The 14,800-nt window shown below is 47.8% G+C and carries 17 protein-coding genes; 4 read left to right on the top strand and 13 right to left on the bottom strand.

Going from position 1 to position 14,800, the window contains the following annotated elements; all coding sequences use genetic code 11:
- Positions 1 to 5: 5 nt before the first annotated feature.
- The 9 genes from KNO78_RS00295 to KNO78_RS00255 all read right to left on the bottom strand — a co-directional run bounded on the left by KNO78_RS00295 (position 6) and on the right by KNO78_RS00255 (position 8,479).
- Entirely contained in the window at positions 6 to 308 is a 303-nt protein-coding gene (locus KNO78_RS00295) for a metal-sensitive transcriptional regulator (protein WP_214691232.1), read from the bottom strand.
- Positions 309 to 398: 90 nt separating this feature from the next.
- Positions 399 to 1,946: a long-chain-fatty-acid--CoA ligase gene (locus KNO78_RS00290; RefSeq protein WP_074037665.1), complete on the bottom strand. Its 1,548-nt coding sequence runs from the start codon at positions 1,944 to 1,946 to the stop codon at positions 399 to 401.
- Between the two features lie 100 nt (positions 1,947 to 2,046).
- On the bottom strand, positions 2,047 to 2,520 hold the full coding sequence (locus tag KNO78_RS00285; RefSeq protein WP_214691233.1) for a PTS sugar transporter subunit IIA: 474 nt from the start codon (positions 2,518 to 2,520) through the stop codon (positions 2,047 to 2,049).
- 147 nt (positions 2,521 to 2,667) lie between these two features.
- Positions 2,668 to 3,657 (bottom strand): lipoate--protein ligase, encoded by a 990-nt coding sequence (lplA, locus tag KNO78_RS00280; protein WP_074037667.1) that lies wholly within the window; start codon positions 3,655 to 3,657, stop codon positions 2,668 to 2,670.
- 71 nt (positions 3,658 to 3,728) lie between these two features.
- Positions 3,729 to 4,616, bottom strand: a complete 888-nt coding sequence (locus KNO78_RS00275; protein ID WP_214691234.1) for a Cof-type HAD-IIB family hydrolase — start codon at positions 4,614 to 4,616, stop codon at positions 3,729 to 3,731.
- Between the two features lie 87 nt (positions 4,617 to 4,703).
- Positions 4,704 to 6,089: a protoporphyrinogen oxidase gene (gene hemG / locus KNO78_RS00270; RefSeq protein WP_214691235.1), complete on the bottom strand. Its 1,386-nt coding sequence runs from the start codon at positions 6,087 to 6,089 to the stop codon at positions 4,704 to 4,706.
- The gene (gene hemH, locus KNO78_RS00265; RefSeq protein WP_078146425.1) at positions 6,082 to 7,011 is read right to left on the bottom strand and encodes a ferrochelatase; all 930 of its coding nucleotides are present in this window, start codon (positions 7,009 to 7,011) and stop codon (positions 6,082 to 6,084) included. Before hemH ends, hemG begins: the two co-directional genes overlap by 8 nt.
- Positions 7,008 to 8,057, bottom strand: a complete 1,050-nt coding sequence (gene hemE, locus KNO78_RS00260; protein ID WP_074037670.1) for a uroporphyrinogen decarboxylase — start codon at positions 8,055 to 8,057, stop codon at positions 7,008 to 7,010. Before hemE ends, hemH begins: the two co-directional genes overlap by 4 nt.
- A 116-nt stretch (positions 8,058 to 8,173) precedes the next feature.
- Positions 8,174 to 8,479: a MerR family transcriptional regulator gene (locus KNO78_RS00255; protein ID WP_031421197.1), complete on the bottom strand. Its 306-nt coding sequence runs from the start codon at positions 8,477 to 8,479 to the stop codon at positions 8,174 to 8,176.
- A gap of 120 nt (positions 8,480 to 8,599) precedes the next feature.
- On the opposite strand from KNO78_RS00255, the gene KNO78_RS00250 reads away from it, so the two are divergent.
- Positions 8,600 to 9,904, top strand: a complete 1,305-nt coding sequence (locus KNO78_RS00250) for an ammonium transporter (protein ID WP_251125220.1) — start codon at positions 8,600 to 8,602, stop codon at positions 9,902 to 9,904.
- 44 nt (positions 9,905 to 9,948) lie between these two features.
- Here the strand turns inward: KNO78_RS00250 and KNO78_RS00245 are convergent, their stop codons facing one another.
- Both KNO78_RS00245 and KNO78_RS00240 read right to left on the bottom strand, forming a co-directional pair.
- Positions 9,949 to 11,082: an ABC transporter permease gene (locus KNO78_RS00245; protein ID WP_214691237.1), complete on the bottom strand. Its 1,134-nt coding sequence runs from the start codon at positions 11,080 to 11,082 to the stop codon at positions 9,949 to 9,951.
- Positions 11,079 to 11,816, bottom strand: a complete 738-nt coding sequence (locus KNO78_RS00240; protein WP_159563614.1) for an ABC transporter ATP-binding protein — start codon at positions 11,814 to 11,816, stop codon at positions 11,079 to 11,081. Before KNO78_RS00240 ends, KNO78_RS00245 begins: the two co-directional genes overlap by 4 nt.
- 169 nt (positions 11,817 to 11,985) lie before the next feature.
- Here KNO78_RS00240 and KNO78_RS00235 point away from each other — a divergent pair, with 169 nt between their 5' ends.
- A complete protein-coding gene (locus tag KNO78_RS00235) occupies positions 11,986 to 12,237 on the top strand; it encodes a GlsB/YeaQ/YmgE family stress response membrane protein (RefSeq protein WP_047795606.1) in 252 nt (83 codons plus the stop codon).
- Positions 12,238 to 12,282: 45 nt separating this feature from the next.
- On the opposite strand, the gene KNO78_RS00230 is transcribed toward KNO78_RS00235, so the two are convergent.
- Positions 12,283 to 13,332 (bottom strand): hypothetical protein, encoded by a 1,050-nt coding sequence (locus KNO78_RS00230; RefSeq protein ID WP_214691238.1) that lies wholly within the window; start codon positions 13,330 to 13,332, stop codon positions 12,283 to 12,285.
- A gap of 128 nt (positions 13,333 to 13,460) precedes the next feature.
- On the opposite strand from KNO78_RS00230, the gene KNO78_RS00225 reads away from it, so the two are divergent.
- Positions 13,461 to 13,889 carry an HIT family protein gene (locus KNO78_RS00225; RefSeq protein WP_214691239.1) on the top strand — a complete coding sequence of 143 codons (429 nt, stop codon included), beginning with the start codon at positions 13,461 to 13,463 and terminating at the stop codon, positions 13,887 to 13,889.
- Between the two features lie 32 nt (positions 13,890 to 13,921).
- On the opposite strand, the gene KNO78_RS00220 is transcribed toward KNO78_RS00225, so the two are convergent.
- On the bottom strand, positions 13,922 to 14,257 hold the full coding sequence (locus KNO78_RS00220; protein ID WP_196431490.1) for a hypothetical protein: 336 nt from the start codon (positions 14,255 to 14,257) through the stop codon (positions 13,922 to 13,924).
- A 168-nt stretch (positions 14,258 to 14,425) separates the two neighbouring features.
- Between KNO78_RS00220 and KNO78_RS00215 the strand changes: the two genes are divergently transcribed.
- Complete coding sequence (locus KNO78_RS00215; RefSeq protein WP_214691240.1) at positions 14,426 to 14,782, top strand: hypothetical protein; 357 nt, start codon at positions 14,426 to 14,428, stop codon at positions 14,780 to 14,782.
- Positions 14,783 to 14,800: the final 18 nt, after the last annotated feature.

Raw genomic sequence — 14,800 nt, 5'->3', positions numbered from 1 at the left:
CCTCCTTATTTTTTGATGCGGCTGACGATTATCATCAATTCATCAATGTAAGGTTCCATGTTTTCCGTCTCACTTGCGTGAACCAAACACTTGCGCATATGACGCTCTAACAGTTGCATCTCGACTTGCTTCAGAGCGGCCTGAATGGCTGACGTCTGTGTCAAAATATCGACACAATAGCGGTCGTTCTCGACCATCTTTTGAATCCCTCGGACTTGTCCTTCGATTCGTTTTAGACGTTTCCCGAGTGCCTCCCGTTCAGCATCATCACGCGGAACGAGTGGTTGGTCATGTATAAATTCTTCCATGTTGATCACCTCACCACCAATATACCCCTACCCCGTAACAGTGTCAAATGAAAAGAATAAAAAAGAGCGAACTAAGTCGCCCTTCTCTACTCAACTATTTTGAAACGCTTCGCTCTTTAAGACCGTTCGTAAAATCTTACCGGTCGTATTTCGTGGAAGCTCATCAATCAATTCGATATAGGTTGGTTGCTTGTATTTTGCTAATTTCGTTTGTGTGAATGCACGAATGTCCTCTTTCGTCACATTTTCATGTTTCGTGACGACGAACGCTTTCACCGCTTCCCCTTGTTCTGCATCCGGCACACCGATGACGGCAGCTTCGACGATATCCGGATGTTGATACAATACTTCCTCTACCTCACGAGGGTATACGTTATAGCCTCCAACGATGACCATATCCTTCTTCCGGTCGACGATATAGAAGTAACCATCTTCGTCACGTCGCGCCAAATCGCCTGTATAGAGCCATCCGTCTCGAAGTGTCATCATCGTTTCTTCCGGTAGTTTGTAATACCCTTTCATGACGTTCGGTCCTCGTACAATCAACTCTCCGACTTCACCGACGCCGACTTCTTCCCCAAGCTCGTCGACGACTTTATTTTCGACGTGAACGATTGAAGGTCCGATCGACCCGGATTTTCGCTCGCCATGGAGCGGGTTGAAGCAAGTGACCGGCGATGCCTCGGACAAGCCATATCCCTCTAGAATCTTGCACTCAAACATCTGTTCAAATGACTCGAGCAATTGAACTGGTAAGCTTGCTCCTCCTGAGACGAACACACGGACATGCTTCAACGCAGACGTGTAGGCCGGTACTTTCATTGCCGTCTGTAACAAGAAATTGTACATCGTCGGCACTCCGGCAAACAACGTCACACGGTGCTTCGGCACCAAGTCGAACACATCTTGTGGAGAGAACTTCGGTAAAATGACAATCGTCGCCCCTCGGAGGAGTGGTGCATTGACGATGACCGTCAAACAGAAAACATGGAACATCGGCAATGCCGCCAATGCTTTATCCTCTGGAGTGATGTCTAAATACTCTCCGATAGAATGTGCGTTTGAGAACAAGTTTCGATGGGTGAGGAGAGCTCCTTTCGGTTTTCCGGTCGTCCCACTCGTATAAAGGATGACGGCAACTTCATCCTCGTCCACTTCGATGAACGTCCCTTCTGTTTCAGCAAACGCTTCTGCGAATGGGATGAATTCAATCGTCCCCTCCCGCTTTAATGCCGGAACATCGGCATATGGAACGGAAATCACGAGTTTTAAGTAAGGCAACTTCGTGAGTGCCGCTTCCGCCTGTGCGACGAGCGGTGATAAGCCAACAATCCCTTTTACATCCCCATCAAGCAGAATGTAGGCCATTTCATCAGGCGTGTATGTAGGGTTGATCGGAATGACGACCCCTCCACGTGACAACACAGCGAAATATGCAATTAGGAACGCAGGACTATTTCCGAGAACGAGGGCGACGTGATCGCCTTGTCCAATTCCTTTTTGCTCAAGTGTCGACGCCATCGCCTTGACTTGCCCATAAAACTGTCCGTAACTCACCGTGTCTTCCCCAAACACATACGCCGCTTTCTGCGGGTGAGCAATCACTACTTCTTGTAGTGACTTGACTAAGTTTGCCATGGTAATCCCCCTTTAAATGAATGATGATTCACTTTTGAGCCATAAAAAAGAGCACGTTGCCCGCGCTCTTTTCAATTACTTCTATTGTACATGAAATGTTTCAATAAGAAAACGCTTCCAAAAAGTTCGCATGCAAGTGAAACAATCCAGCTCGACTTTTCACGTGTACGAGCGCTTGGAGAGATTCATCATCCATGAGCAAATCATCAATCAGTTTATGATAGCCTTGTTTTTTTGATTCATTCGTAGCCGTAATGAATAATATCGCTTTCGCTTGAATCGTCTCTCCCGTGATAGTTTTTACTTCACACGTGTTCAGCAGATGAAGAAGGGAAATACCGTCTCGTTTCGCTATGGAGATAGGAACATCAATGACCGCAACCGGCACAGCGACATCACTCACCCCAGAAGGAATGATCGGTTCTTGATCGAGAACGACTCGCGTAAATGAAGAACTGACCATGCCTTTTCGTTCTAATTCAAGACCTACCGCCATAATCGCACGTTCAAACGTCGATTGTTCCGTCACCCACATCCGACTCGGGTCCATCCATTCACTGAGCCTTCGATACATTGTGATTCCTCCTATTTTTGATCAGCCTCTACGAAAGCGCTTGCACAAATTATGATACGCCTTCTCCCATCCAGGTGCAATCCGTACGTTCAACGTTCACGAAACTGCCAAAAAAAGGCGACCTCCGTAGAGACCGCCATGACTAACTTAACTAATCAAATCGACTAATTCCTCGAGCTCGACATTTCCGAAGTAATGTTTCAAATCGAGTTGCATCAATTGTTCACGGATGGCCGCACGTTCGAAACGCGTCCCAACGAGCGCTTGCTCGACATCTTGGATGTCACCGACACCGAAGAAGTCACCGTAAATCTTCGCTTCTGTGATTGTCCCTTTGTTGACGTTCAAGCGGACATCAATCGTCCCGATTGGGAAACGACGTTTCGACTCGACGTCGAACTTCGGCGACTTCCCAAAGTTCCAGTCCCAGTTCGCATAGCGTTCTTTCGAGATATCATGGACGATTTCCCAATCCTCGTCACGAAGCACATAGCGTTCCGGTTGTTCTCCATCATAAATCGAATGGAGAAGCGCTTCGACGAAATGTTCCATCTCCATTTCACGCTCTAAAAATTCAGTGATGTTCGCCACACGGCTACGAACTGACTTGATTCCTTTTGAACGCATTTTCTCTTCCGAGACGTTAAGTGAGTTCACGACCTCTTCAATGTTCGAGTTGAACATGAGCGTCCCGTGGCTGAACATGCGTCCACGCGTCGTGAATTGTGCGTTCCCACTGATTTTGCGTTCTCCGACCTGAATGTCGTTACGACCTGTCAGCTCTGCCTCGACACCGAGGTTACGAAGCGCATCCACGATTGGTTGTGTGAACTTCTTATAGTTATTGAACGAGTTGCCATCGTCTTTTGTGATGAAACTAAAGTTCAAGTTTCCTTCATCGTGATAAACGGCACCTCCACCAGAGAGACGTCGAACGACATCGATGCCGTTCTCTTCGATGTACTTCAAATTGACCTCTTCTGATGTGTTTTGGTTTTTCCCGATGATGATGGACGGACCGTTAATATAGAACAAGAAGTAATCTTCATGGTCTACGTTCAAATGTTTAAGGATATACTCTTCAACCGCCAAGTTGAGCTTCGGGTCGCGGATATCCGGATTAAAAATAAATTTCACAGTTTATTTCCTCCTAGTCGGATGTTCGTTACTCGTATTATACGAAACGAGACGAGCCCTCGACAAATCTTTTACTTCCACTCACCTGTCATCACGCGCTTCAATGCGTTCGCCACACCAAACTCATCATGGCGTTCGGTGACATGGTCGCTGATGGCAATCAAGTCTTCATGGCTATTGCCCATCGCAATCCCTTTACCGGCCACTTTGAACATCGGAACGTCGTTCAAGTTATCCCCGATCACGACGACCTCAGATAAATCGATGCCATAATGTTCGGCAAGTTTTGTCACACCGTTCCCTTTATCTGCACCGTGTGCCATCACTTCGATGTTATCATTGCCTGAAGACGTGACATACACCCCTTCGACTTGGTCTTCGATTTCTTTCCAAAGTCCGTTCATTTTCTCAAGGTGGCTCGAGAAAGCGATGAACTTGTAGACACGTCCCGCTTCTTCTCGGATAAAGTTCTCAATGTCATCAACAATTTTGACGTCTTCGTTGACGTAGTAGCGATTCTTAAAGAATTCGTACATCTCGAGCGAGCGGTCGTCACCATTCGCTTTCAAGTTTTTCATCGATGCTTCAATCAAATCGCCACGGCTCGCCACGAGTCCCGCTTCTGTGTACATTTCGTAAAAAACGTCTGCATACTTGTCATCTTGATGAAGGACATCGATGACTTGAAGTGCCTCTTCAATCGTCAAATCGATTTCATGAAGGATTTCTCCCGACGTGTCGAGCACACGTCCCCCATTCGACGAGACGATCGGGCAAGAAAGTCCGACCTCGTCTAAAATCTGTTTCGCATTCACATAGTTGCGCCCCGTCGCAATCGCAAAGCGAATTCCTGCCGCCTCTGCTTCACGAACGATCTCCGCTGTCTCATCCGCGATTTTGGTGTGGTTGTGCAAAATCGTACCGTCCATGTCTGATACAAAAAGTTTATACGTTGCCATCTTCCATCACTCCTTTTTCTCTTTCGCTTTTAACTATAACAAAAAGAGAGGGTTGCGGAACAATCCGAACCCTCCCTTCATCAAATCTCAATTTTTTTCACGCAATGCCTTCACTTGTTCCCGAATACTCTTCACACAGTCCGGCATCCCAATTCCGTCATAGGCGATTCCGGCGAGAATGACGCCTGGGTATACCCGGCTCATCTCGGCCCGAAGTGCTTTTACGCGGTCCGCATGAAAGACTGCATAAGGAGGCAGCCCATCACGGAGTCTACTGACGACGGTTTGAATCGGCTCACGATGGATGCGCATCAGGCCTTGAAGATCGTGTAATGCCGTCTCGATGATTTCTTTGTCAGATGCTTCAACGATATCATCTGCCCCGGGGCGCCCTAAAAAGACACGAAGAACGTGATATCCTTCAGGCACCGCATGCGGCCATTTTTGGTCGATGAACGTACACGCAGTAATGGTCACATCTGCTTCTTGACTCGTCACGAAACCTGTCCCGACAAAAGGAAGCTCAATATCTTCTTTTTTGAAGACAAGTGAGCACGTCGCCGTCGCATGCGGCTTCATATCCGCTAAGAAGTCACTATCGACTTTCGGGAGGAACTGACGTATGAGACGCGGTGGGACCGTCAAAACCAGATGGTCTGTATCGATGTCTCCGCGATTCGTGAAGAGGCGGTACCCGTCCTCACGCTCGGATACTTGTTCAACGGAACAGTTTAATACGATTTCAGTTCGGTCCAACCGTTCTGCCAAGCGGTCCGTCAGTGATTTGAGTCCACGTTTCAACGAGGCGAACTGACCAACCTTCTTCGCCCCGACTTCCGCGACTCGTTGTTCAGGACGTAAGTGTCGCATCCCTTCATACAAGTTCCCGTATTTCTTTTCTCCCTCGATGAACTGTGGGAATGTCGACATCGCACTCATTTGATCGATGTCCCCGGCATAGATACCAGAGAGTAGCGGTTCAATCAATCGGTCGACAATCGGATCTCCGACACGTTCACGAAGGTACAGACCGAGTGAAACGTCCGAATCAGGTGCTTTTACATTCGGTGGTGACAGCAACATCTGTTTCAAGTCCTCGTGCTCTTCTTCGGAAAGCAACGTCGTCTCACGAAACGCATTGACATCGAGCGGGATCCCCATCACCGTCTGCTTCGGAATCGGATGGAGCCCGTCATGATGAAGGACGTAAGCCTGACCGACTCCATTGCGGACAAGTTCATCGCCTAAGCCGACGTCCTCAATCAATTCCGTCATCGCAGTCTTTCGAAAGACATACGAGTCCGGACCACGCTCCACCGCAAACTCGCCCGTCTCATACGTATCAATCTTTCCTCCGAGGCGATCGGTCGCCTCGAGCAACGTGATGGTCACGTCTTCCGGCAAATAACGCTCCGCATAAAAAGCGGCGGTGAGACCTGTGATCCCACCACCGACAATCGTGAATTTACGCATGATGCACAATCACGCTTTCCATTCGATCCGCGATGGCTTCGATGAAGCTTCGCTCTGCATTTGGCATAGCTGGACGTGCGTAGTGAACACCGAGGCGGTCACAGACAACCTTACACTCGACGTCGTTATCGAACAATACTTCGAGATGGTCTGCAACAAAGCCAACCGGCGTATAGACGAACGCCTCGTAGCCATGCTTTTCATAAAGTTCAGCCGTTAGGTCTTGGACGTCTGGTCCGATCCATGGGTCCGGCGTGTTTCCTTCTGACTGCCAACCAATCTCATAATGCGGGACGCCTGTTTCAATGGCAATTTTATCAGCTGTTTCTTTCAACTGATCCGGATACGGGTCGCCACCAGCCAAGATTTTCTCAGGGAGACTATGCGCTGAAACGATGAGACATGTCTTTTCAGCCGGTACAGGCAATGACGCATACGTATCGTTGATCGCATTCGCCCACCATTTGATAAACTTCGGCTCATCATACCACGACTCTACCGAACGAATGTCGATGCCATACTTCGCTGCTTCTTCATGAGCACGTCCGTTGTATGATTTGACGCTATATGATGAGTAATGAGGTGCTAAGACAACCGACACCGCCTCTTTGATGCCGTCGTTCGCCATTTGTGCGACCGCGTCTTCTACGAACGGTTCGATATGCTTCAATCCGATATACAGTTTGAACTCGATTTCACCTACATGACGCTCGTTCAAGATGTCACGAAGCGTCTCCGCTTGATCGATCGTGATTTTTGCGAGTGGAGATACTCCACCAATCGCTTCGTAACGTTCCGTCAAATCTTGAAGTGCTTCCGGTGACGGTTTGCGTCCGTAGCGAATGTGCGTGTAATACCGCTCGATATCTTCTGGTTTGTACGGTGTGCCGTACGCCATGACAAGTAGTCCGACTGTTTTCATGATTCGTTGCCTCCCATTTTTTCGCGTGAGTAGTCGTGAATGAATGCCGTCAATTTGACGAGTACGGCCGGGTCGACTTCAGGGAACACCCCATGTCCCAAGTTGAAGACGTAACCTGGCTGTTTCATTCCTTCATCTAAAATTTCCTTTACCTTCTCTTCGATGACCGACCATGGAGCTAACAAGAACGACGGGTCTAAGTTTCCTTGAACCGCCTTTGTGATGCCACGGTCCCGTGCTTCCTGTACTGACAGACGCCAGTCAAGTCCGACCACATCAAGGGGAAGGTCGTGCCATTCCTCGATTTGATGACTCGCTCCGACACCGTGCATGATGAGCGGAATGTCGAGTGAACGTAGTTCTTTAAAAATACGCTCCGTCGTCGGTTTGATGTAACGTGCATAATCTTTGCGACTGAGCGTCCCGACCCACGAATCAAACAATTGGAACGCTTGAATGCCGGCATCCGCTTGCGCCTTCGCATACGTGATGACCATGTCGCCGAGTTTTTCCATCAATGCATTCCATACATCCGGTTCTGCATACATGAGTGCTTTCGTACGATGGTAGTTCCGCGACGGTCCCCCTTCGATCATATAGCTCGCCAATGTGAACGGTGCGCCTGAAAAGCCGATAAGCGGAACTTCTAGTCGTTCCCGTAGTAGACGGATTGTGTCGAAGACGTATGAGATATCTTCCGGGTTTAACGGTTTTAAGCGTTCCACATCTTCCATCGTTCGATACGGGTTATCGATGACCGGTCCAATCCCGCTCTTGATCTCGACATCGACTCCCATCGACGGCAGTGGCGTCATAATGTCTTTATATAGAATGGCCGCGTCGACTCCGAGTTGTTTCACCGGAAGTTCCGTCACATATGCACAAAGTTCAGGATCATGCGTGATCTCGAATAGTGACCTCGTCTTTTTAATCTCTCGATATTCCGGTTGGTAGCGTCCGGCTTGGCGCATGTACCATACAGGTACATAATCTGTCGCCTCTCCTTTAAACGCTTTTAAAATAGTATCGTTCATACGTCGCGTCATTCCCCTCTAAATTTCTCCTACACTCTTTATTCTCGTGTTTGTGAACTCAAAAACATTATACAGAAATTAATTAGAATTATGCTAATGTGAAGCATTTTCATTGTGTTTTCTTTGTGTCATTTTTTTGTCGGAAATGTTCGGAAGGCAGAATTCAATTGACCTCGAATCAAATCATCACGCTGTTTTGTCGACAATCGTCGTTCTCGTTCCTTAATATCTTGAATTCGCCATCCATCCTCTAGTTTAGTCGCCACTTCGACCAAACGTTCCACGTCATGGAAAGAATATTTACGTGAACCACCTTTTGTCCGTTCCGGAAAGACGAGACCTTTTGCTTCATAATACCGGACTTGACGCTCCGAAAGTCCCGTCAATTCAGTCACAACGCCAATCCCGATCACTTTCTTCGATTTATAGTCCATTCAGCCTCGCCTCCTTAATAAAAAAACTATGTCAGATAATCTGACAAAATGCAATCCAGCATGAATTTTTCGTTTTACACTGAAGTCAACTTTTGGAAAGCACCTAAGAAAAAGGAGGGCATGAACATGGAAGACATTCTCTATTATATGGACACGCTGTATGTACTCATCGCTGCATTGCTCGTATTGACGATGCAATTAGGTTTCGGATTACTCGAGACAGGGACGCTTCGGGCGAAGAACGCCGGTCACGTCGCGGTCAAACAAATTATCAGCCTCTCTGTGGCGGCACTCGCTTTTTGGGCGGTCGGGTTCGGTCTCTCGTTCGGTGACGGGACGACTTGGTTTGGGACAGAAGGATTCTTCTTAAGCGGATCATTCACAAGTCTCGACTGGGCGAACGTCTCCATCGACATTAAATTCTTATTCCAGTTATCATTCGTTGCAGTTTCCCTTGCCATCGCGTGGGGTGGATTTGCGGAACGGGCTAAGCTTTCTGCCTACGTTCTGTTCGGTATCTTCTTCGTTGCCATCCTCTACCCAATCGTCGCTCGCTCAGTATGGGCTGGCGGGATGCTTGGATCGATGGGGATGCAAGACTTCGCCGGATCAGCGGTCGTTCATCTTCAAGGTGGGATGGCAGCGCTCATGGCGACAATCATCTTGAAACCACGTCGGAAGACGGAATCACTCGCTGGTCATAACCACGTGTTGACGGTCGTCGGTGGACTCGTGCTTTGGCTTTGCTGGTTCGGATTCAACGCCGGTTCGACGATGTCGGTCGCTGACGGATTCTTCGGTTACGTCGCGTTGACAACAATGCTCGCCACAGCAGCCGGTGCACTCGGTGCTCTTGCAATCGTCATGCTCCATCGGAAGACGGCAGATATCCCGACAATCGTGAACGGAGTACTCGGAGCACTCGTTGCCATCACGGCAGCATGCGCGTTCGTCGAACCGTGGGCAGCTGTCGTCATCGGTGCACTCGCATCTGTTGCAACATACGGAACGAGCATCTTGATGGCGAAGTATGTGGATGACCCGCTCTGCGCCTTCTCCGTACACGGAGTCGCTGGGATCATCGGAACACTCGCACTCGGTTTCTTCGCATCTCCTCGACTCGTTGAGATTACAGGGATCGGTTCTGCTGGACTCTTCTACGGTGGCGGATTGACACAGCTCGGTGTGCAGACACTCGGTGTATTGATCGCGATGGTCATCGCCGGTGGTGGAAGTTATGCCTTCTTGAAACTTCTCGACGTCACAATCGGACTCCGTGTCACAGAAGAACAAGAAGATGTCGGCCTCGACATCGCAGAACATGGTGTATCAGCATACGGTGAAGTCGAAGAAGCAACTGAGAAACCAGGACGCCTCCCGAAGATTCTCGGTTCGAGCGTATCCGTCATGTCACCTAAAAAATAATCTAATCACGTGAGAAGGACATCCCGCACAGGATGTCCTTCTTTTTATTTTAATCGACTTAAGTAATAGCGTGTGACCAAGATAGACAAGACCAACCCGACCGCCGCATCCCATGTGGCACCGAAAGCGACAGATGCAATCACTAGAGCGACGGACTGGATGACGAGCAGTCGCATCGCCCACCACGAATACCCTGCGATTCGCTCATCGCGTGTAATCGGTAGCCAGGAAACGATGGAAATCGCTTCTAACCGTTTAAATAAAGGAACGAGCTGTAACGCGGTCAAACCTACAAAGAGTGGCGTAACCAAGCCGACGTACCATCCTCCCGACATCCACATGACAATGAGCGCCACTACGGTCAAACGCAGAATTAAATCAAGTGAGTCGTTCGAACGGAGAATACGAAGTCCGTACACGTAACGTGAAGCGTCCACGCGCCGTAGGACCCGATTTTCTAGAAGCCGAGTCAATAGCCGGCGCTCTCGAACCTCTTCTTTCAAGGTCGGCAAATCGACGAACCAGCTGATCACCCGTTCAAATTGTGCCCGACTCTTCTCTTCGAGTGACAACCAATGGAGAAGCGGAATCCGCTCATTACGCTTCAGATGCAAGAGAATGAAGGGAGCGAATGCGGGGATCCATGCCCACTGTGTCCAATTCATCAATAACAAGACACCACTTCCAAGTGCAAACGGCAGGATTGTCCATTCGCGCACTCCTTCCACTTTTGCCAACCGACCTGCAGCTGACAACATGACCATCGTCACGACGAAGGATAATACTTCAATACTCGAATAACTCTCTGTCCGTACGAGGAGCGGAAGTAAAACGAGCAGGAAGAGCAATCCACGTAGTGCAGCAAAAACAAGATTAAACAAACGCACCCCGATCATATAGGAACGAATATCTCCTAACTCTGGAAGTAAAAACACTTGATCCGCCTCCTGGACGAATGTTCGCGGGCGATGACCGAGCGGCATGATTAAAAGGACCGCCGCAGCAATCCACGTCCCGGGGAATGTCCCATCGATTCGTTCTAAGAAGCTATTGTAGACGAACGCCCCGTAAATCAAGGTGAAATAGAGCGTGAACAGCAGTCCCCCGTTTGCAACGTAGCGACTGTACTTGACGACCTCTTCCATCCAGGTCCCGAGCCTTGCTGTAAATCGATTCATGACGACCGTTCCTCCGACGCGATTGCTTCTACATATATGTCATCAAGTGTCGCATCAGGTGACAATCGATACACGTCACGCAACTCCGCCGCTGTTCCGCTTGCGATGACGACTCCTTGATGGAGGAAGACGAATCGGTCGCAGTGCCGCTCTGCCGTTTCGAGGATATGGGTGGACATTAAAATCGCACAGTCTTGTTTATATTCATCAAACAACTGAAGCAATTGACGAATCGCTAGTGGGTCGAGACCGACAAATGGTTCATCAACAATCAAGAGCGGCGTTTTCGTCACGAGCGCACACAAGATCATCGCTTTTTGACGCATCCCTTTTGAAAAGACGGAAGGGAACCAGGCGAGTTGTTTTTCCATTCGCATCTCTTTTGCCAAACGTTTCGTACGCGCAGCCAACTCTTCCGGATTCACATCGTACGCCTTCCCCATTAATTCAATATGTTCTTGCAAGGTTAACGTCTCATACAATATCGGTGTTTCCGGTATGTAACTTACTTTTTTACGATAGTTCTTTTCAGAAGAATTTAATGTCTCACCATCAATTTCGATTTTTCCGGAGAGGGGTGACAATAACCCCAAAATGTGTTTGATCGTCGTCGATTTTCCAGCTCCATTTAGCCCTATCAACCCAACGAGCTCCCCTTTTTTTACTTCAAACGAAATGTCATGCAAAACTTGTTTACCGAGATATCCGCCGTTCAATCGATCGACGTGCAGCATGAAAACCACACCTTTCATTTTCATCTTTTTTTCGTGGTATATGTTTTAAATGTTGTCACATGGGAATAATCTGAACTGTAAGGCATTTTAAAATAAACATCAATACTTCCATTGTTCCACAAAATCGTTGTAAAGAACAATGGGCAAAAAGAGGAAGGAGAAATGAATGATGGGGTTTATTCTTTATTTGATTATCGGGGGTATCATCGGTTGGTTAGCAGGATTAATTTTAGGTAAGGACGTACCAGGTGGAATCATTGGTAACATCATTGCGGGGATTATCGGTGCATGGTTGGGTGGACTTATCTTTGGTAACTTCGGACCAATCGTTGCGGATATCGCGATTATCCCGGCTCTTATCGGTGCGATTATCCTAATCTTGATTGTATCGTTCGTTATGAAATCAATGCGTAAAAAATAAGATTATGTATCGGAGGGGCTTCCATTATGGAATGTCCCTCTTTTTTCATTGGATCAGTAAATACATTGCGTCGTTCTTTTCGATAAACTGTTTCTCGGTCTCAAGACCAAAGAACGTAAAGAATGATTCGAAGAACGATTGACCGTAATCCCACTCTGTTCCGAGTGGGTGTTCCGACTTCGCTTTCGGTTCACCGAGGAGGGCAATCAAATCATCCGGTCGTTTATCGAGGTCGACCCGAATCGATTCCACTTCCTCATCTTTAAACGTGACAGCCAATCGCTCATAGTCCCATTTTCCTTCACGCTTTCCAGCCGGTTCACCAAGCGTTTCTTGAACTTGCTGACTCGACTGCCCAATTAAAGAATCGACCGTTTCGAGTGAGTGACCCGTTTGCGCCTCCACTTCAATTTCAATCAACTCAGCCCTCTTCAAATCAAATTGTCCGGCAATGGCTTCGTTCGATTCAGGCATAAGGGCATACTCAATGGATTTAGAAGATATCAATTGAATCGTTTCGGTTTCCGTGACCGTCTCTCCATTTGTCACCGCTACCGCTTTGACATCATATTGTCCCGGCATCTGTTCAAACGATAACGTATCATCGGCTTCATCAATCCGTCCTACCTGTTGTCCATCAATCCAAATATTCGTCAATGGTACATCCGAGGTCACATCAATCCGTTGTGGGAGTAGTTCAATTCGATAGTCAGAAAAGCCATACCGTCCTTCCCCCGTGTCGATCAAACGAAATAATCCGTCCGCCTCCATACCCGACGTTCGGTTGGCTCGGTCTTTCGCAACTTCTGCGATAGCCTCTCCTCGAATGGACTTTTCATCGTTCAACCACCCCATGAATCGTAGAGCCTCCGCTCTCGATAAAGGTTCTCCAAGATATTCGACTTTCTCCTCAAAAAAGGTACGGTCTTCTTCTAATAAGGCCTCTTTGAATGCGACGTGAATTTTATCTTGTTCTGCCGCCGGCTTGTATGCATATATATAGAAAACAATGGCTCCAACTAGAATCGTGAAACTAGAGATCAAAAGAAAGACTTTCGGACTCCGCTCTTTTTTTCTACTTCTCGTATAGGGCATGTGCTCACCTCCTTTGCGCTCACTTATCTTCATTATAGAAGGAATCCATCTCGCTTCCTATCGTTCTTGCGCCCGAACTTCCGTGTTATGATGGAACAGAAACGACATTTAAGAATGGAGGAATGAAGATGCATACAGATCCGACCTGTATCTTTTGTAAAATTGCAAAACAAGAAATCCCATCCTATCGGGTATATGAAGACGAAGCGGTCGTCGCTTTCCTCGACCTTTCTCAAGTGACGAAAGGACACACGCTCGTCATCCCAAAACATCATGCGAAAAACGTATATGAATTGCCGGAAGACGTGGCGGCAGATGTCTTTAAACGCGTCCCGACCATCGCCAAAGCGATTCAACGTGAAACGGGTGCCATCGGAATGAACGTCTTATCGAATGCCGAAGAAGTTGCCGGACAAACGGTGTACCACTTCCATATCCATTTGATTCCGCGCTTTGGACACGAGGATGGATTTGGTGCGCAGTGGATCACGCAAAACGGCGCCTTCACGTCGGAAGAACTCACTACCCTTGCATCGAACATTCATGCCCACGTATAAACAGACAGAGACCCGTCGACGACGGGTCTCATTTATGATTGATTGATTGAATCACGGTGGCGTTTTCGTTCCTCTTCCAATTGCGCACGCTCGACCTGAAGCTTAATTGCCACTTCGTATAGCTGTTGACGCGTCTTGACAGATGTCGCTTGTTCAAATTCTTTTCGTAATTTCGTTAGACGGGCATCTATTTCAAGCATCCGCTTTTCTCGCATCGATTCTTCACGTGCCTGTTCCGTTTGCTTCGACGCCTCGTATCCCGCCTCTAGTGTATTTATAATGGATTCGGCCCAAGTGTCATCTCCCAGTCGTTTCGCAGCGAGATACAGGTCAAGCATGTCATCTACCCAACGCTTCGCTTTCTCCACTGAGGATCACCTTCCTTTACCTGTATTTTAAAATAAAATGATTTTTCGGTCAAAAATGAATGTTCTGAAAAATTTTATTTGCGATATAGGTTTTTAATCACTCTTTTTTGGTAAAATAATATGAAAAGAATGTAATTCTGATTATCCGAGCTTGAGGAGGGGAATGAATTGTCGAGTCGCCAACGTCGAGATTGGATTGCTTTCGGCTTTGTTTTAGCATTTTTAGGAGTCGCCACAGTGAAGAAATTGGCGCGAGGAACTGCAAATGATGCCGCTGCTCAACAACATCGAGCATCCACAATCACTACGCTAAAAGAACAATTTGGGAATGTGGCGAAACATGCATCGCAGTTTGCCGCCGCAGGAAAACTGCAAGGAAAAGAATTGACTGACCAAGTGAAAGCCGAAGTCGAACGCTATCAACAAGACATTCAGCCTTCAGTCGAGCGCATCCAAGGGAACCTTCAGGAACTCTCGAACGTACAGTCTGCTATGACTGACAAAACCGTCAATCAAACACAGTGAGTGTTTGAGGTCATCGTC

Origin of the sequence: Exiguobacterium sp. s132, assembly GCF_018617235.1 — a bacterium.
In the GTDB taxonomy this organism is placed as follows: Bacteria; Bacillota; Bacilli; order Exiguobacteriales; family Exiguobacteriaceae; genus Exiguobacterium; species Exiguobacterium profundum.
This window is presented reverse-complemented; position numbering and strand designations above follow the sequence as displayed.

Excerpts from the sequence above, each read along its gene's own strand:
- KNO78_RS00295 (WP_214691232.1), bottom strand. The coding sequence starts at position 308 with ATGGAAGAATTTATACATGACCAACCACTCGTTCCGCGTGATGATGCT.
- KNO78_RS00290 (WP_074037665.1), bottom strand. The coding sequence starts at position 1,946 with ATGGCAAACTTAGTCAAGTCACTACAAGAAGTAGTGATTGCTCACCCG.
- KNO78_RS00285 (WP_214691233.1), bottom strand. The coding sequence starts at position 2,520 with ATGTATCGAAGGCTCAGTGAATGGATGGACCCGAGTCGGATGTGGGTG.
- KNO78_RS00275 (WP_214691234.1), bottom strand. The coding sequence starts at position 4,616 with ATGGCAACGTATAAACTTTTTGTATCAGACATGGACGGTACGATTTTG.
- hemG (WP_214691235.1), bottom strand. The coding sequence starts at position 6,089 with ATGCGTAAATTCACGATTGTCGGTGGTGGGATCACAGGTCTCACCGCC.
- hemH (WP_078146425.1), bottom strand. The coding sequence starts at position 7,011 with ATGAAAACAGTCGGACTACTTGTCATGGCGTACGGCACACCGTACAAA.
- hemE (WP_074037670.1), bottom strand. The coding sequence starts at position 8,057 with ATGACGCGACGTATGAACGATACTATTTTAAAAGCGTTTAAAGGAGAG.
- KNO78_RS00255 (WP_031421197.1), bottom strand. The coding sequence starts at position 8,479 with ATGGACTATAAATCGAAGAAAGTGATCGGGATTGGCGTTGTGACTGAA.
- KNO78_RS00250 (WP_251125220.1), top strand. The coding sequence starts at position 8,600 with ATGAACATGGAAGACATTCTCTATTATATGGACACGCTGTATGTACTC.
- KNO78_RS00245 (WP_214691237.1), bottom strand. The coding sequence starts at position 11,082 with ATGAATCGATTTACAGCAAGGCTCGGGACCTGGATGGAAGAGGTCGTC.
- KNO78_RS00240 (WP_159563614.1), bottom strand. The coding sequence starts at position 11,816 with ATGCTGCACGTCGATCGATTGAACGGCGGATATCTCGGTAAACAAGTT.
- KNO78_RS00235 (WP_047795606.1), top strand. The coding sequence starts at position 11,986 with ATGGGGTTTATTCTTTATTTGATTATCGGGGGTATCATCGGTTGGTTA.
- KNO78_RS00230 (WP_214691238.1), bottom strand. The coding sequence starts at position 13,332 with ATGCCCTATACGAGAAGTAGAAAAAAAGAGCGGAGTCCGAAAGTCTTT.
- KNO78_RS00225 (WP_214691239.1), top strand. The coding sequence starts at position 13,461 with ATGCATACAGATCCGACCTGTATCTTTTGTAAAATTGCAAAACAAGAA.